19 protein-coding genes are annotated in these 17,560 nt (G+C 71.1%); 9 read left to right on the forward strand and 10 right to left on the reverse strand.

Annotation, left to right across the window (positions count from 1 at the left end; translation table 11 throughout):
* Window positions 1–60 precede the first annotated feature (60 nt).
* Window positions 61–1,233 (forward strand): sensor histidine kinase, encoded by a 1,173-nt coding sequence (locus KCH48_RS30390; protein WP_210578130.1) that lies wholly within the window; start codon window positions 61–63, stop codon window positions 1,231–1,233.
* Window positions 1,208–1,870: a response regulator transcription factor gene (locus KCH48_RS30395; protein WP_210578132.1), complete on the forward strand. Its 663-nt coding sequence runs from the start codon at window positions 1,208–1,210 to the stop codon at window positions 1,868–1,870. Before KCH48_RS30390 ends, KCH48_RS30395 begins: the two co-directional genes overlap by 26 nt.
* A 42-nt stretch (window positions 1,871–1,912) precedes the next feature.
* Here KCH48_RS30395 and KCH48_RS30400 read toward each other — a convergent pair whose 3' ends face one another.
* The 3 genes from KCH48_RS30400 to KCH48_RS30410 form a co-directional block, all read right to left on the reverse strand.
* Entirely contained in the window at window positions 1,913–2,314 is a 402-nt protein-coding gene (locus tag KCH48_RS30400) for an ATP-binding protein (protein WP_210578134.1), read from the reverse strand.
* A gap of 216 nt (window positions 2,315–2,530) precedes the next feature.
* Complete coding sequence (locus tag KCH48_RS30405; RefSeq protein WP_210578136.1) at window positions 2,531–3,790, reverse strand: metallophosphoesterase; 1,260 nt, start codon at window positions 3,788–3,790, stop codon at window positions 2,531–2,533.
* 45 nt (window positions 3,791–3,835) lie between these two features.
* Window positions 3,836–4,078 (reverse strand): SCO4848 family membrane protein, encoded by a 243-nt coding sequence (locus KCH48_RS30410; protein ID WP_210578149.1) that lies wholly within the window; start codon window positions 4,076–4,078, stop codon window positions 3,836–3,838.
* A 91-nt stretch (window positions 4,079–4,169) separates the two neighbouring features.
* Here KCH48_RS30410 and KCH48_RS30415 point away from each other — a divergent pair, with 91 nt between their 5' ends.
* Window positions 4,170–5,456, forward strand: a complete 1,287-nt coding sequence (locus KCH48_RS30415; protein WP_374104728.1) for a D-alanyl-D-alanine carboxypeptidase family protein — start codon at window positions 4,170–4,172, stop codon at window positions 5,454–5,456.
* Here the strand turns inward: KCH48_RS30415 and KCH48_RS30420 are convergent.
* The 4 genes from KCH48_RS30420 to KCH48_RS30435 are packed head-to-tail and all read right to left on the reverse strand — an operon-like array spanning window position 5,404 to window position 8,213.
* On the reverse strand, window positions 5,404–6,312 hold the full coding sequence (locus KCH48_RS30420; protein WP_210578153.1) for a YihY/virulence factor BrkB family protein: 909 nt from the start codon (window positions 6,310–6,312) through the stop codon (window positions 5,404–5,406). The two genes, KCH48_RS30415 and KCH48_RS30420, sit on opposite strands and share 53 nt — an antisense overlap.
* A complete protein-coding gene (locus KCH48_RS30425; protein ID WP_210578291.1) occupies window positions 6,300–6,731 on the reverse strand; it encodes a GtrA family protein in 432 nt (143 codons plus the stop codon). The genes KCH48_RS30420 and KCH48_RS30425 overlap by 13 nt, the downstream gene beginning before the upstream one ends.
* The gene (locus KCH48_RS30430; RefSeq protein ID WP_210578155.1) at window positions 6,725–7,729 is read right to left on the reverse strand and encodes a decaprenyl-phosphate phosphoribosyltransferase; all 1,005 of its coding nucleotides are present in this window, start codon (window positions 7,727–7,729) and stop codon (window positions 6,725–6,727) included. The genes KCH48_RS30425 and KCH48_RS30430 overlap by 7 nt, the downstream gene beginning before the upstream one ends.
* Complete coding sequence (locus KCH48_RS30435) at window positions 7,722–8,213, reverse strand: phosphatase PAP2 family protein (RefSeq protein WP_210578293.1); 492 nt, start codon at window positions 8,211–8,213, stop codon at window positions 7,722–7,724. The genes KCH48_RS30430 and KCH48_RS30435 overlap by 8 nt, the downstream gene beginning before the upstream one ends.
* Window positions 8,214–8,361: 148 nt before the next feature.
* Here KCH48_RS30435 and KCH48_RS30440 point away from each other — a divergent pair, with 148 nt between their 5' ends.
* Window positions 8,362–9,711 (forward strand): FAD-binding oxidoreductase, encoded by a 1,350-nt coding sequence (locus KCH48_RS30440; RefSeq protein WP_210578157.1) that lies wholly within the window; start codon window positions 8,362–8,364, stop codon window positions 9,709–9,711.
* Between the two features lie 19 nt (window positions 9,712–9,730).
* On the forward strand, window positions 9,731–10,486 hold the full coding sequence (locus KCH48_RS30445; RefSeq protein ID WP_210578164.1) for a decaprenylphospho-beta-D-erythro-pentofuranosid-2-ulose 2-reductase: 756 nt from the start codon (window positions 9,731–9,733) through the stop codon (window positions 10,484–10,486).
* 9 nt (window positions 10,487–10,495) lie between these two features.
* Here KCH48_RS30445 and KCH48_RS30450 read toward each other — a convergent pair whose 3' ends face one another.
* Complete coding sequence (locus KCH48_RS30450) at window positions 10,496–11,074, reverse strand: 2'-5' RNA ligase family protein (protein WP_210578166.1); 579 nt, start codon at window positions 11,072–11,074, stop codon at window positions 10,496–10,498.
* 149 nt (window positions 11,075–11,223) lie between these two features.
* Window positions 11,224–12,237, reverse strand: a complete 1,014-nt coding sequence (gene trpS, locus KCH48_RS30455) for a tryptophan--tRNA ligase (RefSeq protein ID WP_210578168.1) — start codon at window positions 12,235–12,237, stop codon at window positions 11,224–11,226.
* A 142-nt stretch (window positions 12,238–12,379) separates the two neighbouring features.
* Between trpS and KCH48_RS30460 the strand changes: the two genes are divergently transcribed.
* From KCH48_RS30460 to KCH48_RS30470, 3 genes are all read left to right on the forward strand, one after another.
* Window positions 12,380–12,940: an RNA polymerase sigma factor gene (locus tag KCH48_RS30460; RefSeq protein ID WP_307840988.1), complete on the forward strand. Its 561-nt coding sequence runs from the start codon at window positions 12,380–12,382 to the stop codon at window positions 12,938–12,940.
* Window positions 12,927–13,838: a hypothetical protein gene (locus KCH48_RS30465; RefSeq protein ID WP_374104729.1), complete on the forward strand. Its 912-nt coding sequence runs from the start codon at window positions 12,927–12,929 to the stop codon at window positions 13,836–13,838. The genes KCH48_RS30460 and KCH48_RS30465 overlap by 14 nt, the downstream gene beginning before the upstream one ends.
* A gap of 141 nt (window positions 13,839–13,979) precedes the next feature.
* Window positions 13,980–14,639, forward strand: a complete 660-nt coding sequence (locus KCH48_RS30470; RefSeq protein ID WP_210578303.1) for a hypothetical protein — start codon at window positions 13,980–13,982, stop codon at window positions 14,637–14,639.
* Between the two features lie 17 nt (window positions 14,640–14,656).
* Here KCH48_RS30470 and KCH48_RS30475 read toward each other — a convergent pair whose 3' ends face one another.
* Window positions 14,657–16,108 carry a glycine hydroxymethyltransferase gene (locus KCH48_RS30475; protein WP_210578174.1) on the reverse strand — a complete coding sequence of 484 codons (1,452 nt, stop codon included), beginning with the start codon at window positions 16,106–16,108 and terminating at the stop codon, window positions 14,657–14,659.
* 245 nt (window positions 16,109–16,353) lie between these two features.
* Between KCH48_RS30475 and rocD the strand changes: the two genes are divergently transcribed.
* Complete coding sequence (gene rocD / locus KCH48_RS30480; RefSeq protein WP_210578176.1) at window positions 16,354–17,559, forward strand: ornithine--oxo-acid transaminase; 1,206 nt, start codon at window positions 16,354–16,356, stop codon at window positions 17,557–17,559.
* Window position 17,560 lies beyond the last annotated feature (1 nt).

Below are 17,560 nucleotides of genomic sequence, written 5' to 3' on the forward strand. Positions count from 1 at the left end.
GAGTGACGACCCGTCCTTTCGGCCGATGCGCTGCGCGCCGCGGTCCCTAGGCTGAGAACCGTGCTCCGAGACGACCTGCGAACCCTGTGGACCGAACCCCGGCCGCCCGACGCGCCCGCCCGGGTGCGGCGGGACTGGGCGCTGCTCGCCGCGGGCCTTGCCGGTGTGGCGCTGGAGGCCACCCTGCGCGAGAACGTCGTGTGGCGGCCGGTGGCGGTGGTGTTCGCCGTATGGCTGTGCCTGCTGCTCCTGTGGCGCCGGACCCGCCCGCTGGCGATGGTGACGCTGGCGTTCGGCTCGATAGTCCTGCTTCCGGTTGCCTCGCTCGTCGCCGCACCGCGCGAGCCCGTCGGCCTGGACACCGGCGCGGTCGTGCTCGTGCTGGTGTACGCGCTGCTCCGGTGGGGATCGGGACGCGAGATCGTGCTGGGCGGCGCGGTGATCCTCGCGGTCGGCGCGCTGTGTGTCGTCACGTACGAGAGCCCGGTCGTCGAAAAGGTCGTGGGCTACGTCTTCCTGCTGCTGCCCGGCGTGGTCGGGGCTGCCGTGCGGTTCTGGGGGACGGCTCGCGAGCGGCAGTTGGAGCAGGTGCGCTCCCGCGAGCGCGAGCAGCTCGCCCGGGAACTGCACGACACGGTGGCCCACCACGTGTCGGCCATGGTGATCATCGCCCAGGCGGGCCGGGTGCTCGCGGGCCCCGACCGGTCCGCCGCCGTCGATGCGCTGGAGGGGGTCGAGGAGGAAGGGGCGCGCACGCTGGAGGAAATGCGCGCCATGGTCGCCGCGCTGCGCGACCGCGGGGTCGGCGCCGAGCTGGCGCCCCCTGCCGGAGTCGCGGATCTGGAGCGCCTGGTGCGCACCCCGGGTGGTCGCCTCAGGGTCGACCTGGGGCTCGACGGCGAGCTGGACGCGCTGCCCCCGGCCGTGGACGCGGCCGTCTACCGGATCGTGCAGGAGTCGGTGACCAACGCGCTGCGCCATGCGGTCGACGCGACCGAGGTCGTCGTCCGGGTCGCCGCGGAACGGCACATGGTGCGGGTGAGCGTGCGCGACAACGGCCGGCGCACCGGCCGGGGTCGCGACGGATACGGACTTACCGGATTGCGCGAGCGCGCGACGCTGCTCGGCGGCACACTACGAGCCGGCCCGGGTACCGACCGGGGCTGGCATGTCGACGCCGAACTGCCGAGCGCGAGGAGCGAGAACGGTGTCCATTCGCGTTCTCGTCGCTGACGACCAGACCATCATCCGCACCGGGCTGCGGATCATGCTGAACGCCCAGCCCGGCATCGAGGTGGTCGGCGAGGCCGCCGACGGACAGGAAGCGGTACGTCTGGCCCGCGAACTACGCCCCGACGTCTGCCTGTTCGACATCCGCATGCCCGTACTCGACGGGCTCGAGGCCACCCGGCTGGTCGCCGGCCCGGGCGTCGCCGACCCGCTGGCCGTGGTCGTCATCACCACGTTCGACCTCGACGAGTACGTCTACGGCGCGCTGCGTGCCGGCGCCCGCGGATTCCTCCTCAAGGACACGGGACCGGACCTTCTGGCCCAGGCCGTACGGTCGGCGTCCGGCGGTGAGGCGCTCATCGCGCCCAGCGTCACCGTCCGTCTGCTCCAGGCGTTCGCGGACCTGCCCGCCGGCCGGCCCGTGGCCCAGCCGGTCTCCCCCGTCACCGCCCGCGAGGAGCAGGTGCTCCTCGCCGTCGCCCGCGGGCTGACCAACACCGAGATCGCCGACGCACTGCACATCAGCCTCAGCACGGTGAAGACGCATCTGGCCAGCCTGATGGCCAAACTCGGCGCCCGCAACCGGGTCGAGATCGCGATGTGGGCCTACGAAACGCGCCGTATCCTCCCCGGAACCTGAGCCGGGTGCCGACCGGAACCGGGACGGCAGTCGATACTCGCCCTAGGAGGCGGCCGGCACCAGCGCCCAGACGGTCTTGCCATGTCGGCCGCGGCTCCACACGCCCCACGCCGCCGCGATGCTCTCCACGAGATGGAGTCCGCGGCCGGTCTCCTCCCACTCGCCCACCACGCGCGGCCGGGGCTCCGCCTGGTCCTCGTCCGACACCTCGATCAGACAGGAGCCGTCCGCGAGAGCGGTCACCGCCACCTCGAACTCCCGTTCCAGCAAAGGACCATGGCGTACGACGTTGGTGGCCAGCTCGGACACCAGCAGGACCGCGTCGGCCAGCGCCGGGTCCTGCGGGCCGTGTCCCCAGTCGGTCAGATGGTCCCGCACCCTCCGCCGGGCGAGACCGACGGAAGCCGGATGCCGGGGCAGCCGGAAGGAGTTGCGTCTCACCACGTCTGCTCCTCATCCCACACACCTCCGTCACATGGTGCTGTGTAGAGAAGCTGCCCGGAGACACTCCCGCACAAGACAAGGCAACGAGATCGCGTCAGATCCAGCCATGTCCGGTTCAGCAGCGCCGCAAGGGGCGCGGGGAACTGCGCGACCAGCCACGACGCACCCGCAGGCGACTCACGACCCAACCCGGCACAATCCGCGAAGCGCCCGCCGTCATGCCTGGCGTGACGCCAGCTGCACCACCGTGATGTCCGACGGCGCGCCCACCCGCGTCGGCGGCCCCCACGCGCCCGCGCCGCGGGAGACGTAGAGCTGGGTGTCGCCGTAGCGCTCCAGGCCCGCGAGGGTCGGGTTGGCGGCGGCGGCGATGAGGTTGCCGGGCCAGAGCTGGCCGCCGTGGGTGTGGCCGGAGAGCTGGAGGTCGACGCCGTGGTCGACGGCGTCGTGGATCTGGACGGGCTGGTGGGCGAGGAGCACGCACGCGCGTGCCGTGTCCCGGTCGCCGAGGGCCTTCGCGAAGTCGGGGCCCTGGCCCTCGTCCTCGCCCGAGACGTCGTTGACGCCCGCGAGGTCGAAGTGGGTCAGTTCCGTACGGGCGTTCTCCAGTGGGCGCAGGCCGAGCCGGCGCACCTCCTCGATCCACTGCTCGGCGCCGGAGAAGTATTCGTGGTTGCCGGTGACGAAGTACGCGCCGTGCCGTGCCCTCAGCTGCGCCAGGGGTGCCGCCGCCGGGCCCAGGTCCTTGACGCTGCCGTCCACCAGGTCGCCGACCACCGCGATCAGATCGGGCTGGGTCGCGTTGATCGTGTCGACGACCTTCTGCGCGAAGCCCCGGCCGAGGACCGGGCCCAGGTGGATGTCACTGACGACGGCGATCCGGAAACCGTGCGCCGCGCGCGGGAGTTTCGCCAGCGGGACGGTGACCCGCTTCACACCCGGGCCGTTCAGGACGCCGTACGTACCGACCCCGACCGTGCCGACGGCGGCCGCGGCCGCGGCGCCGCCGATGACTCGGGAGACGAAGAGGCGGCGGGAGGGGGCGGGCGGGGCCTCGGGGGATACGGGCTCCGGTGCGGGCGGGTCGGCCGGCGCACCCACAGGTACGGGTTCCTCCTGCGGTACGGCCTGCGGTACGGCGACTTCCGCGGACGCCCGCCGCTCCAGCCACCGCCGCAGCAGGGGTCGTACGACCTCACCCGCCAGCACGGCCAGAAGGAGATATATCGACAGGGCCAGCCACAGGAAGCCCGGCCAGGCCAGAACCTGCTGGAGCCAGAACGGGGCGCCGGAGCGTTCGGCCACGAAGGCCGTGATCGTCAGGGTCCAGCCGCCCGCGATCACCACCGCGCCCGTACGCCGCACCAGGCCAGGACCGCGCGTCGTGTCGCGGAACAGGCGGCGCCAGACGAACCAGTTGCCCGCCGCCAACGCGCCCAGCACGAGCAGCGCCACGAGCGCGAAGACGATGACCACGGTGTCGTATCCCTCAGTTGTCGACGGTCCAGTACGGCTTGTCAGTTATGACGTTCGGCGCAGTGCGCGAATTCCGCGCAACCCGATGCCGCCGACGACCGTCCCCAATACGAAGGAAACGACGGCGAGCAGCAGGTGCACCCAGAAGTACGCGGTCGGGTCGCCCGCGTCGTCGAACGCGAGCCCGCTGCCGTCCTTGACGAGGTTCTTGACGAAAGTGATCCAGATGATCCAGCTCCACACCCCGAAGGCGAGCAGGAACCAGGAGACGGGGCGGCTGAGCTTCATGCCTTCAGTATCGCCGCCGCCTGTCCGGATCCGCCGCCGGGGTGGGGCGGGCGGTGGGACTTCCCGGCCCGCGACAGGTACGTTCTCGACCGTGTCCGCACCCATGAAGACCGCCAGGCGATCCCTGCTGGTCACTTCCGCCACGTTGTTGTCCCTTTCGCTGACCGCCGCGCCGGTTCTCGCGGCTCCCAAGCCGACGCCGAAGCCGACGCCCTCGGTCACTCCCCCGGCGAACATGTCGGCCGTGGGCGGCGCCCGGCTCGGGAAGGCGGGGGCGCAGGTCAATCTCGCGAGCGGGGTGCCGGTGCTCCCCAAGGATCTGTCCGCGCGGTCGTGGATCGTCTCCGACGCCGAGTCGGGTGATGTGCTGGCCGCGAACAACGCGCACTGGCGGCTGCCCCCGGCGAGCACCCTGAAGATGCTGTTCGCGGACACCGTGCTGCCGAAGTTCCCGAAGACCATGAAGCACACCGTGGTGCCCGGCGACCTGGCCGACATCGGTTCCGGGTCCAGCCTGGTCGGGATCAAGGAGGGCGAGACGTACACGGTCCACGACCTGTGGCTCGGCGTCTTCCTGCGCTCCGGCAACGACGCGGTGCATGTGCTGTCCGCGATGAACGACGGTGTCGCGGACACCGTCAAGGAGATGAACGAGCACGCCGAGGAGCTCCAGGCCCTCGACACGAACGTGGTCAGCCCCGACGGCTACGACGCCCCCGAGCAGGTCTCCTCCGCGTACGACCTGACGCTGATCGCCCGCTCCGGGCTGCAGAAGAAGGACTTCCGCGAGTACTGCTCCACGGTGTCCGCGAAGTTCCCGGGCAAGACGACGAAGAACAAGAAGGGCAAGAAGGTCCGCGAGACCTTCGAGATCCAGAACACCAACCGGCTGCTGACCGGCGACAGCGGCCTCGCCCAGTACCAGGGCATCGCGGGCGTCAAGAACGGCAACACCACCAACGCCGGCTCCACCTTCACCGGCGTCGCCGAGCGCAACGGCAAGGTGCTGCTGGTCACCGTCATGAACCCGGAGAAGGACGCGGCCAACGAGGTCTACAAGGAGACCGCCGCGCTCTTCGACTGGGGGTTCAAGGCGGCCGGGAAGGTGGACCCGGTGGGCGAGTTGGTGCCCCCGAAGAGCGCGGCGCAGGCCGGCGGCGCCCAGCCGGGGGAGAACGGCGGCGAGGCCGGTGGCGCCGGGGACAGCGCGGCGTCCGCGAAGCCGGTGACGGGGGCGGCGGCCCAGAGCGGTTCCGGCGGGGTCGGGGTCGCGTTGGCGATCACCGGCGGGGTGCTGGTGCTGCTCGCGGCGGGCGCGTTCCTGGTCAACCGCCGGTGGCCGCTGCCTGATCTGGTACGTCGCCGGACACGTCCCTGAGCTCTTCCTCCTTGCTCCCCGTCGCCGTCCACGCGGCACAGAACAGGACCAGTTTCGAGGTGAAGTTGATCCACAGCAGCAGGGCGACGGGGACGCCGAACGCGCCGTACATGCTCTTCGCGGCCACGCCCTGCATATAGCCGCTGAGCAGCAGCTTGAGCAGCTCGAACCCGATCGCGCCGATCAACGCGGCCACCATCAGCCGGCGGCGGGACGGTTCGACGCCGGGCAGCAGGGTGAGGACGTACAGGAGCACGAGGAAGTTCGCGAGGACGGCGACGGCGAACGCGGCGACGTACAGCAGGACCCCGCCCCAGCCGCCCTCCTTGATGCCGATCCGCTCGGTGATCCAGCCGACCATCGCGGAGGCGACGGTGGAGGCGGCCAGCGTCACGAGGAGCGCGCCGCCGAGGCCTACGAGGATGCCCGCGTCCTTGGCCTTGCTCAGGACCGGGTTCTCCTCGCTGTCGGGCAGCTCCCACACCGCGCGCAGACAGTCGCGCATCGAGCCGACCCAGCCGATGCCGGTGAACAGCAGCACGGCGCCGGCGATGAGGCCGACGGTGCCGGCGTTGGCGACCAGGCCGTCGATGTTGAGCTGCTCGGAGATGCCGGGCACCTGCTCGGCGATCTTGTCCTCCAGCTCGTTCTGCCGGGATTCGCTGAGGGTCGCCGCCGCGACGGCGGCGGCCACCGTCAGCAGCGGGAAGAGCGCCACGAAGCTGATGAACGTCATCGCGGCGGCGAGCCGCGTCCACTTCACCCGGTCCAGCCGCTCGTACGAGCGCCACGCGTGCGTGACCATCAATCGGGCCATCAGCGACCCGACGACAGGGAGCTTTTTCAGCCAGTCCATGATCCGACTCTGCCCTTGTTGTGGAAGACCAATGTCCGAGTGCCCCAAAACCGCAGGACAGTGGCGATCGCCATGCCGATTCCCGCGCCGGACACGGTGTCCGCGCGCTGCGAGGTGAAGCCGAGGCCGTAGTGGCTGACGGCGAGGCACAGGAGCTGGACGAGCGCCCCCGCGGCGTTCACCGCGAAGAACACGGCGTACGGGCGCAGTCCGCGCGGTCTGGTGGCCCGGTAGGTGCCGAACGCGTTGCCCATGTACGCCACTGAGCAGCCGGCCACGAAGGAGATCACCTTGGCGGTGAGCGGTTCGATGCCGGCGGGGCCGCGCAGCCAGGTGAAGAGGGCGAGGTCGGCGGCGTAGGCGAGGAGGCCCACTGAGCCGAATCCCAGCAGTTCACGGCCGCGCGGGAGGTTCACCAGTTGGCCACCGCCAAGCCGTACATCGCCAGCCAGGCCAGCGCGATGAGTGCGAGGGCGCGGTCGTGGAGGACGACGTCCTCGGGTTCGCCCGCGGTGCCGCGGTCGGCGAAGACGGCGTAGCGGAGGATCGCCACGATGAAGGCGACCATGGACAGCTGCCGCCACGGCAGGACACTGGTGTCGGGGACGCCGCCCTCCTCGAGGGCCCACAGGCAGTAGCCGAGGACGGCGACGCCGGCCGCCAGCTGCCATACGAAACGCAGGTAGCCGGTGGTGTATTCGGTGAGCAACGCGCGCGTGGCGCCCGCTGTGCCGGCCAGCTGGACGGCTTCGGAGTAGCGCTTGGCGGACACCATGAACAGCGCGCCGAAGCCGGTGGTGATCAGGAACCAGCGCGACAGGGGGATGTCGAGCGCGAGCCCGCCGGCCATCGCGCGCATCAGGAACCCGGTGGTGACGACGACGAGGTCGACGACCAGGACGTGCTTGAGGCTGACGCAGTACGCCAGTTGCATGCCGATGTACGCGGTCAGCAGCGCCGCGACGGCGGGCGTGGTGAGCCAGGCCGCCGCGAGGGGCGCGAGGACGGCGAGGACACCGCCGACGGCGTAGGCGACCGGTACGGGGACCTGGCCGGCGGCGACGGGGCGGTGGCACTTGGTGGGGTGGGCGCGGTCGGCGTCGGCGTCGCGGGCGTCGTTGATCAGGTAGACGGCGGCGGCGCAGGCCGTGAACAGCGCGAAGACCAGAGCGATGCGGGTGAGTGCGCCGGGCACGAGCAACTGCCCCGCGGCGGCGGGGGCGGCGACGACCAGGACGTTCTTGACCCACTGCTTGGGGCGTGCGGTCGTGAGGAGGCCGCGGAGGAGGGTGCGTCTGGGGGGCGCGTTGGAGGTGGGGGGTGCGTTGGGGGTGGGGCGCGCGCCGTCCGGGTAGTGCGCGGCTTTGGTGGGACGGGTGCCGTCGGCGGAGGTCCTGAGAGGTGCCGTCTCAGTCATGTCTGCTCCCTCGCATCCAGCGCGCCCCGAGCCGCGCCGTCAGCGCCCCGAGGGCGGCCCCCGCCGCGACGTCGGACGGGTAGTGCACGCCGACGACCAGGCGGGAGAGGCACATGGCGACGGCGAGCGGGGGGACGAGGGGGGCACCGAGTGCGCCGTAGGCGATAGCGGCCGCGGCTGCCGAGGTGGCGTGCGAGCTCGGGAAGGAGTGGCGGCCGGCGGTGCGCACGCGGGGCGCGAGATGCGTGGGACGCGCACGGCGTACGACGCGCTTCACGCCCATGCTGGCGACGTGCGCGCCCGCGGTGAGCGCTGTGCCTCGCAACCAGGCGCCGCGCCGCGCTCCGTCCACGGCCGCACCGGCGAGACCCGCCGCGATCCACAGCGCACCGTGCTCACCGGCCCACGACAGGGCGCGCGCGGCGCCCGCGACGCGCGGATCCGCACCGCAGGCATGGAAGGCGGAAAGGATTCGGTCGTCCATGGTGTCGAAGTCGTCCACTGGACTCACTGTTCACGCCACCCCTGCCGGAATTACGGCAATATTGATCGACATCCCATTAATCACCCATTTCGGCGAGTGACGGAATGTTACGAAACAGGGCGATAAGCCGCGGCTATACGGTCACCGCATGTCTGCCGACACCGTTTCCGTCACGGGATGGGGCCGCACCGCTCCCACCGCCGCCCGGCTGATCCGCCCACGGACGTACGAGGAAGCCGCGGCGGCCGTCCGGGGCTGCGGGGTCCGCGGCGGCATCCCCAGGGGGCTGGGACGGGCGTACGGGGACGCGGCGCAGAACGCCGGCGGGACCGTGCTCGACATGACGGGCCTGGACCGGATCCACGCCATCGACGCCGACGGCGGCACCGTCCTGTGCGACGCGGGTGTCTCGCTGCACCGCCTGATGGAAGTCCTGCTGCCGCTCGGCTGGTTCGTCCCCGTCACGCCCGGCACCCGCCAGGTGACCGTCGGCGGCGCGATCGGCGCCGACATCCACGGCAAGAACCACCATGTGTCCGGCTCCTTCACCCGGCACGTCCTGTCGCTGGAACTCCTCACCGCCGACGGCGAGATCCGCACCGTCGGCCGCGACACCCCACTCTTCGACGCGACGGCCGGCGGCATGGGCCTGACCGGCGTCATCCTGACCGCGACGGTCCAGCTCCAGCCGGTCCAGACCTCCCTCATGTCCGTCGACACCGAACGCGCCACGGACCTCGACGACCTGATGGCCCGTCTGACCGCGACCGACCACCTCTACCGCTACTCGGTCGCCTGGATCGACCTCCTGGCACGCGGCGCCGCGACGGGCCGCGCGGTGCTGACCCGCGGCGACCACGCACCACTCGACTCGCTGCCCGCACGCGCGCGTAGAGCCCCGCTTTCCTTCCGCCCCGCCCAGTTGCCGCCCGCGCCAGCCTGCCTCCCGGAGGGGCTGCTCAACCGCACCACCGTGGGCCTGTTCAACGAGCTCTGGTACCGGAAGGCGCCACGCGCGCGTATCGGTCAACTGCAGAAGCTCTCCACCTTCTTCCACCCCCTCGACGGCGTCCCCCACTGGAACCGCGTCTACGGCCGCGGCGGCTTCGTGCAGTACCAGTTCGTCGTCGGATACGGCCAGGAGGACGCCCTGCGCCGGATCGTGCGGCGTATCCGCGAGCACCGCTGCCCGTCGTTCCTCGCCGTCCTCAAGCGGTTCGGGGACGCCGACCCGGGCTGGCTCTCCTTCTCCGTGCCCGGCTGGACGCTGGCCCTGGACATCCCGGCCGGGCTGCCCGGCCTCGGCGCCTTCCTCGACGCACTGGACGAGGAGGTGGCCGCGGCGGGCGGGCGCGTCTACCTGGCCAAGGACTCCCGGCTGCGTCCGGAACTGCTCACCTCGATGTACCCCAGGCTCGACGAGTTCCGCGCCCTGCGTGCGCAGTTGGATCCGCGCGGGGTGTTCGTGTCGGACCTGTCGCGCCGCCTCACCCTCTAGGCAACCTCTAGGAGCTGTCGTGAAGGACGCCTTCGGCCTCCCTCAGTCCCTGCTCGTCCTCGGCGGTACGTCCGAGATCGCGCTGGCCACCGCGCGCCGCCTGATCGCCCGCCGCACCCGCACGGTGTGGCTGGCGGGCCGCCCGACGCCCGCACTCGACGGGGCCGCCGCCGAACTGCGCGCCCTGGGGGCCGAGGCGCACACCGTCCCCTTCGACGCGCTCGACCCCGGCTCCCACGAGACGGTGCTCGACAAGGTCTTCGCCGAGGGCGACATCGACATGGTGCTGCTCGCCTTCGGCATCCTCGGCGACCAGGCGCACGACGAACGCGACCCGGCCGCCGCGGTACGGGTCGCGCAGACCAACTACACGGGCGCGGTGTCCTCGGCACTCGTCGCCGCGCGCGCGTTGCAGACCCAGGGCCACGGCTCCCTGGTCGTGCTCTCCTCCGTCGCCGGCGAACGCGCCCGCCGCGCCAACTTCATCTACGGCTCCAGCAAGGCCGGCCTCGACACCTTCACCCAGGGCCTGGGCGACGCGCTCCACGGCACCGGCGTGCACGTCATGGTCGTACGCCCCGGGTTCGTACGGTCGAAGATGACCGCCGGCCGGGAAGAGGCACCGCTCGCCACGACTCCGGAGGCGGTCGCGACGGCCATCGAGCTGGGCCTGAGGCGGCGCTCGGAGACGGTGTGGGTGCCGGGCGCGCTGCGGCTGGTGATGTCGGCGCTGCGGCATGTGCCGCGTGCGGTGTTCCGGCGGCTGCCGATCTAGGGCCGAGCCCTAGCGAGCCGGCAGGGAGCCGCGCTCCGCGCGGCCCGGCTGCGGTGGTACGACCGCGCTGCCGAAGGAGTACTCGCGCAGCTTGCGCCATACGCCGTCGGCGCCCTGTTCGTAGAGCGCGAAGCCGGTGCAGGGCCAGGCGGCGGTGTAGTCGGCGAGTGCCTCGAAGGCGCGGTCCATCGCCTCGTCGTCGATGCCGTGCGCCACGGTGACATGCGGGTGGTACGGGAACTGCAGTTCGCGCGCGACCGGGCCGGACGCGTCGCGGATCTGCTTCTGCAGCCAGGTACAGGCCGCGGCGCCCTCGACGACCTGGACGAACACGACCGGGGACAGGGGGCGGAAGGTGCCCGTGCCGGACAGCCGCATCGGGAAGGGGCGCGCGGCTGCCGCGACCTCGACGAGGTGGGTCTCGATCGCGGGCAGCTCGCCGTCGTCGACCTCTGTCGGCGGCAGCAGCGTGACGTGCGTGGGGATGCCGTGCGCCGCGGCGTCGCCGAAGCCCGCGCGCCGCTCCTGGAGCAGGCTGCCGTGAGGCTCCGGGACCGCGATCGACACACCGATCGTTACGGTCCCCACGTCGTCTCCTGTCGTCATGTTCGGGTGCGTGCCCAGCCGTCCGGCTATCGACTGTACGGCCACGGGTGTGTTGTGGGCAGGCGCAACCATAGTGATGTGCAGCGCTCTGCCCAGTGGTACGTCTGTGCGGTGGTACGCCTGAGCGCCTGTCAGTGCTTCGCGGGCAGGAAGCCCACTCTGTCGTACGCCTGGGAAAGGGTCTCCGCGGCGACGGCACGCGCCTTCTCCGCGCCCTTGGCGAGGATCGAGTCCAGCGTCTCCGGGTCGTCCAGATACTGCTGGGTGCGCTCGCGGAACGGCGTCACGAACTCGACCATGATCTCGGCGAGGTCGGTCTTGAGCGCGCCGTAGCCCTTGCCGTCGTACTTCTGCTCCAGGTCCGCGATCCCCTCGCCCGTGAGGGTCGCGTAGATGGTGAGCAGGTTGCTGACGCCCGGCTTGTTCTCCGCGTCGAAGCGGATCACGGTGTCCGTGTCGGTGACCGCGCTCTTGACCTTCTTGGCGGTGGCCTTGGGATCGTCGAGCAGGTTGATCAGCCCTTTCGGGGTCGATGCCGACTTGCTCATCTTGATCGACGGTTCCTGGAGGTCGTAGATCTTCGCCGTCTCCCTGAGGATGTACGGCTTCGGGATCGTGAAGGTCTCGCCGAAGCGGCCGTTGAAGCGCTCGGCGAGGTCACGGGTGAGCTCGATGTGCTGGCGCTGGTCCTCGCCGACCGGGACCTCGTTCGCCTGGTAGAGCAGGATGTCCGCGACCTGGAGGATCGGGTACGTGAAGAGGCCGACGCTGGCACGGTCGGCGCCCTGCTTGGCGGACTTGTCCTTGAACTGGGTCATGCGGGACGCCTCGCCGAAGCCGGTGAGGCAGTTCATGATCCAGGCGAGCTGGGCGTGCTCGGGGACATGGCTCTGTACGAAGAGCGTGCAGCGCTCCGCGTCGAGTCCCGCGGCCAGCAGCTGCGCCGCGGCGAGGCGGGTGTTGGCCCGCAGCTCCTTCGGGTCCTGCGGAACCGTGAGCGCGTGCAGGTCGACGACCATGTAGAACGCGTCGTGGGTCTCCTGCAGGGCCACCCACTGACGGACGGCGCCGAGGTAGTTGCCGAGGTGGAACGAGCCTGCGGTGGGCTGGATTCCGGAGAGCACGCGAGGACGATCAAGGGCCATGTCCACCATTCTCTCAGGTCTCGGGGGGCGATCCGGAACGGGCTGAGAACTGGCCGGGAACAGGTGGGAACCGATCCGGCCCCGGCGGTGTAACAAGACTGTGAGGACGCGGGAGGGGGGCCGCATCGTCGATGAGGCCGCGGTGATCGCACGCGTACGCGCCGGAGAGCCGGAGGCGTATGCGGAGCTGGTGCGGGCCCATACGGGCATCGCGCTGCGTGCGGCCGCGGCGCTCGGGGCGGGTGCGGACGCGGAAGACGTGGTGCAGCAGGCCTTCGTGAAGGCGTACTGCGCGCTGGGCCGGTTCCAGGACGGCGCGGCGTTCAAGCCCTGGCTGCTGTCGATCGTCGCCAATGAGACGAGGAACACAGTGCGCACGGCGGCCCGCCAGCGCACGCTCGCCGGCCGTGAGGCGGCGTTCGTGGAGGCGCAGCCGCGGATACCGGACGCGGCGGACCCGGCGGTCGCGGCCCTGGAGATAGAGCGCCGGGTCGCGCTGCAGGCCGCCCTGGAGAAGCTGAGCGAGGAGCACCGTCTGGTCGTCACCTACCGCTATCTGCTGGAGATGGACGAGTCCGAGACGGCCCAGGCCCTGGGCTGGCCCAGGGGCACGGTGAAGTCCCGGCTCAACCGGGCCCTGCGGAAGCTGGGCAGGCTGCTGCCGGATTTCCAGCCTCGGGAAGGGGGTGATGAGCATGAGTGACGGCCAGGAGTCGTACGACGACCAGGACGGCGGCCGGCGTCGCGGCGAGGCCTCGCGGCTGCCGGAGGAGCTGAGGGCGCTGGGTCGGTCGCTGGACCGGCCCGGGGACGACGGTTCCGAGGCCGCCGGTTCCGAGACGATGGTCGAGCGGGTGCTGCAGCAGATACTCGCCGAGCAGGTGCCGGTGCCGGTGGCCGAGCCGTCGGGCACCGGTGAGCGGCTGCGGGCGGTCCGGCGGTGGACGCGGATGCGATGGCGTTCCCTGACCGCGGCCCTGTGCGGTCTGCTGACGGTGCTGGTGCTCACGCCTCCGGTGCGGGCCACGGTCTTCGACTGGTTCGGCTTCGGCGGGGTCGAGGTGCGGTACGACCCGTCGGCGGAGCCTTCTCCGGGTGCCGAGGTGCCCGGATGCGGGAAGCCGGTGTCGCCGGCGCAGGCAGAGCGGCGGGCCGGGTTCGCGCCGCTGGTGCCGGAGGCGTTCGGCACGCCGGACGCCGTGTCGGTGACGGCCGAGCCGCAGGGGCGGTTCCTGGTGACGTTGTGCCGTCAGGAGGACGGGCGCACGATCCGGCTGGACGAATACCCGGCCCGCCTGGACGTCTCCTTCGCCAAGACGGTGCGCGAACAGCCGGAGTGGCTGCAACTGGGCGGTGGCGGCACATCGGGTTCGGACATGGCCCTGTGGTTCCCCCGTCCACACCTGCTCAGCTTCTGGCTGGTCGACGAGAACGGGGACCGCTACACCCGCAAGGAGCGGACAGCGGGTCCGACGCTGCTGTGGATGCACCGGACGGACGGCGAGGACGTGACGCTGCGGCTGGAGGGAGTGGCGTCGAGGGAGCGGGCGGTGGAGATCGCGAAGTCGCTCGAGAAATCCTCTGAATCCGGATCCGAATAGTGCGGGAAAGGTGGGAACCCCGGCGGGTCGGGCGGTGTACCAGAAGTGACACGCGGCCCACGGACGGGCCGCACCGGACCGGTGGGGGACTTCATGGTGAGAATGCGTCAACTGATCGCTAGTGCAGGGACATTGGCCGCGATGCTGACCCTGGCCGTCCTGGGCGCGCCTCCCGCGTCCGCCGGCGGGCCGACGAGCGTGCTCCTGGCTTCGCCGACGACCCAGGAGGCCACGGGGCTCTACTCCTCGGCCTCGGAGTACGCCCAGTTGCAGACATTGCTCGATCAGACGGACCGGGCTCCCGACACGGACAAGCGGGCCCGCGAGCGTGCCGCCGCCTCGGGCGAGTACGTCAACATCACGTGGATGATCCACGATGCGACGCCCTGGCGGCAGGACTCCGTGATCGTGAGCTACGCCGAGGACATATGGATCAACACGGCCATGGGCACACCGCCCAAGGGAAACGACCAGTGGAGGAAGGCTCAGCAGCCGGCTCAACTGCACACCCTGTTCGCAAAGCTCGGCGTGATCGACAAGGTCTCGAACCCGGGATCCGCCGGTGCTGCGGACGAGGGCGGTTCGGCGGACCAGGGCGGCACGGCGGACAACGCTGCCACCACGACTCGGGCAGCCGCCACGGCCGCCTCCGATGACACCGACTGGTGGTGGGCGCTGCCGGGGCTGGCCGTCGGGTTCGGTGCCGGTGTCGGCGGCACGCTGCTGATACGCCGCGCGGCGGCCGGGCACGAGGCCGGGCCGCCGCGGGAGGAGCCACGACAGGAGCTGATCGATCTTTGAGCGTCGATCCTTGAGCTTCAGCCGAGGTCGATCTCCGGGTACAGCGGGAAGCCGGCGACCAGGTCGGTCGCGCGGTGGGAGATCTCGTCGGCGACCTTGGGGTCGAGGATGTGGGCGGCCTTGGAGGGGGCCCCCGACTTGGTGGTGCCGGGTTCCGTGGTGGTGAGGACGCGGTCGATGAGGGCGGCGACCTCGTCCATCTCGGCGGTGCCCAGGCCGCGGGTGGTCAGGGCGGGGGTGCCGATGCGGATACCGGAGGTGTACCAGGCGCCGTTGGGGTCGGCGGGGATGGAGTTGCGGTTGGTGACGATGCCGGATTCGAGCAGGGCGGCCTCGGCCTGGCGGCCGGTGAGGCCGTAGGAGGAGGCGACGTCGATCAGGTTGAGGTGGTTGTCGGTGCCGCCGGTGACGAGGGTGGCGCCGCGGCGCATCAGGCCGTCGGCGAGGGCGCGGGAGTTGTCGACGATGCGCTGGGCGTAGTCCTGGAAGGAGGGCTGACGGGCCTCGGCGAGGGCGACGGCCTTGGCGGCCATGACGTGCGGGAGCGGGCCGCCGAGGACCATCGGGCAGCCGCGGTCGACCTGGTCCTTGAGGGAGTCGTCGCACAGGACCATGCCGCCGCGGGGGCCGCGGAGGGACTTGTGGGTGGTCGTGGTGACGATCTGGGCGTGCGGGACGGGGTCGAAGTCGCCGGTGAGGACCTTGCCGGCCACCAGGCCCGCGAAGTGCGCCATGTCCACCATCAGGGTCGCCCCGACCTCGTCGGCGATCTCCCGCATGATCCGGAAGTTCACGAGACGGGGGTAGGCGGAGTAGCCGGCGACGATGATCAGCGGCTTGAACTCGCGGGCGGAGGCGCGCAGGGCCTCGTAGTCCACCAGTCCGGTCTGCGGGTCGGTGCCGTAGGAGCGCTGGTCGAACATCTTGCCGGAGATGTTCGGGCGGAAGCCGTGGGTGAGGTGGCCGCCGGCGTCCAGGGACATGCCGAGCATGCGCTGGTTGCCGAAGGCCTGGCGGAGCTCGGCCCAGTCGGCCTCGGAGAGGTCGTTGACCTGGCGGACGCCGGCCTTCTCCAGGGCGGGGGCCTCGACGCGGGCGGCGAGGACGGACCAGAAGGCGACGAGGTTGGCGTCGATGCCGGAGTGCGGCTGGACGTAGGCGTGGCGGGCGCCGAAGAGTTCGCGGGCGTGCTCGGCGGCGAGGGACTCGACGGTGTCGACGTTGCGGCAGCCGGCGTAGAAGCGGCGGCCGATGGTGCCCTCGGCGTACTTGTCGCTGAACCAGTTGCCCATGGCGAGCAGGGTGGCCGGGGAGGCGTAGTTCTCGGAGGCGATCAGCTTGAGCATCTCGCGCTGATCGTGGACCTCCTGGCCGATGGCGTCGGCGACGCGCGGCTCGACGGCGCGGATCACGTCGAGGGCGGCGCGGAAGGCGGTGGACTCGGTGGAGAGGGGCTGCTGGTCTGACATGTGGTCGGCCTCCGGGCGGCGTGGCTTGAAGCGGTCACGGTTCACGGTTCGGCCCAGGCGCACGGCACTCGCTCGTCAGGCCCGAGGTGCAGCCCGTCGAGGGCCGCTCCCCGATGGTCGGTCCCATCCCAGCGCGCCAGTCACGGCCCGCGATCAGCCTACCGGGCGCATGAGTCGGCTTGGCTCCCGCGTCCGGCATCCGAGCGACGATAGGAAGGGGATCCGCCTCATGTTCGGGAGTTGCCGTGACTGCTACGGAAAGCCTCATCGAAGCCGCCGACGCCCACAGCGCGCACAACTACCACCCGCTGCCGGTCGTCGTGGCGACGGCGGACGGGGCCTGGATGACGGATGTCGAAGGGCGGCGGTATCTGGATCTGCTGGCCGGGTATTCGGCGCTCAATTTCGGTCACCGCAACCGGCGGCTGATCGATGCGGCGAAGGCTCAGCTGGAGCGGGTGACGCTGACGTCCCGGGCGTTTCATCACGACCGGTTCGCCGCGTTCTGCGCGGAGCTGGCGGAGCTGTGCGGCATGGAGATGGTGCTGCCGATGAACACCGGCGCGGAGGCGGTGGAGACGGCCGTGAAGACGGCCCGGAAGTGGGGGTACCGGGTCAAGGGCGTGCCGGCGGAGATGGCGAAGATCGTGGTCGCGGGCGGCAATTTCCACGGCCGTACGACGACGGTCATCAGCTTCTCCACGGACCCGGAGGCGCGCGCGGACTTCGGGCCGTACACGCCGGGCTTCGCGATCGTGCCGTACGGGGATCTGACGGCGATGCGGGAGGCGATGACCGAGAACACCGTGGCGGTGCTGCTGGAGCCGATCCAGGGCGAGTCGGGGGTGATCGTGCCGCCGCGCGGTTATCTGCCGGCGGTGCGGGAGCTGGCGCGGGAGCGGAATGTTCTCTTCGTCGCCGACGAGATCCAGTCGGGGCTGGGGCGGACGGGACGTACCTTCGCGTGCGAGCACGAGGGGGTGGTGCCCGACATGTATGTGCTGGGCAAGGCCCTCGGCGGTGGCGTCGTGCCCGTGTCGGCCGTGGTGTCGAGTGCCGAGGTGCTGGGGGTGTTCCGGCCCGGGGAGCACGGGTCGACGTTCGGCGGGAATCCGCTGGCCTGTGCGGTGGCGCTGGAGGTGCTGGCGATGCTGCGTACGGGCGAGTTCCAGGCGCGGGCCACGGAGCTGGGCGAGCATCTGCAGCGGGAGCTGGCGGGGCTGGTCGGCACGGGTCATGTGACGGAGGTGCGGGGACGCGGGCTGTGGGCGGGCATCGACATCGCCCGGGCGTACGGGACGGGGCGGGAGGTGTCCGAGAAGCTGATGGACCGGGGCGTGCTGGTGAAGGACACCCAGGGGGCGACGATCCGCATCGCGCCGCCCCTGGTGATCGGAAAGGAGGACCTGGACTGGGGGCTGGCGCAGTTGCGGGGCGTATTGGGGGTCTAGA

The sequence above is a fragment of the Streptomyces sp. GESEQ-4 genome, assembly GCF_017948455.1.
Lineage (GTDB): Bacteria > Actinomycetota > Actinomycetes > Streptomycetales > Streptomycetaceae > Streptomyces.

Bases quoted from the DNA above. Each gene is read 5' to 3' on its own strand.
- KCH48_RS30410 (WP_210578149.1), bottom strand. From the start codon at position 4,078: ATGAAGCTCAGCCGCCCCGTCTCCTGGTTCCTGCTCGCCTTCGGGGTG.
- KCH48_RS30420 (WP_210578153.1), bottom strand. From the start codon at position 6,312: ATGGACTGGCTGAAAAAGCTCCCTGTCGTCGGGTCGCTGATGGCCCGA.
- KCH48_RS30430 (WP_210578155.1), bottom strand. From the start codon at position 7,729: ATGACTGAGACGGCACCTCTCAGGACCTCCGCCGACGGCACCCGTCCC.
- KCH48_RS30435 (WP_210578293.1), bottom strand. From the start codon at position 8,213: ATGGACGACCGAATCCTTTCCGCCTTCCATGCCTGCGGTGCGGATCCG.
- KCH48_RS30440 (WP_210578157.1), top strand. From the start codon at position 8,362: ATGTCTGCCGACACCGTTTCCGTCACGGGATGGGGCCGCACCGCTCCC.
- trpS (WP_210578168.1), bottom strand. From the start codon at position 12,237: ATGGCCCTTGATCGTCCTCGCGTGCTCTCCGGAATCCAGCCCACCGCA.
- KCH48_RS30465 (WP_374104729.1), top strand. From the start codon at position 12,927: ATGAGCATGAGTGACGGCCAGGAGTCGTACGACGACCAGGACGGCGGC.
- KCH48_RS30470 (WP_210578303.1), top strand. From the start codon at position 13,980: ATGCTGACCCTGGCCGTCCTGGGCGCGCCTCCCGCGTCCGCCGGCGGG.
- KCH48_RS30475 (WP_210578174.1), bottom strand. From the start codon at position 16,108: ATGTCAGACCAGCAGCCCCTCTCCACCGAGTCCACCGCCTTCCGCGCC.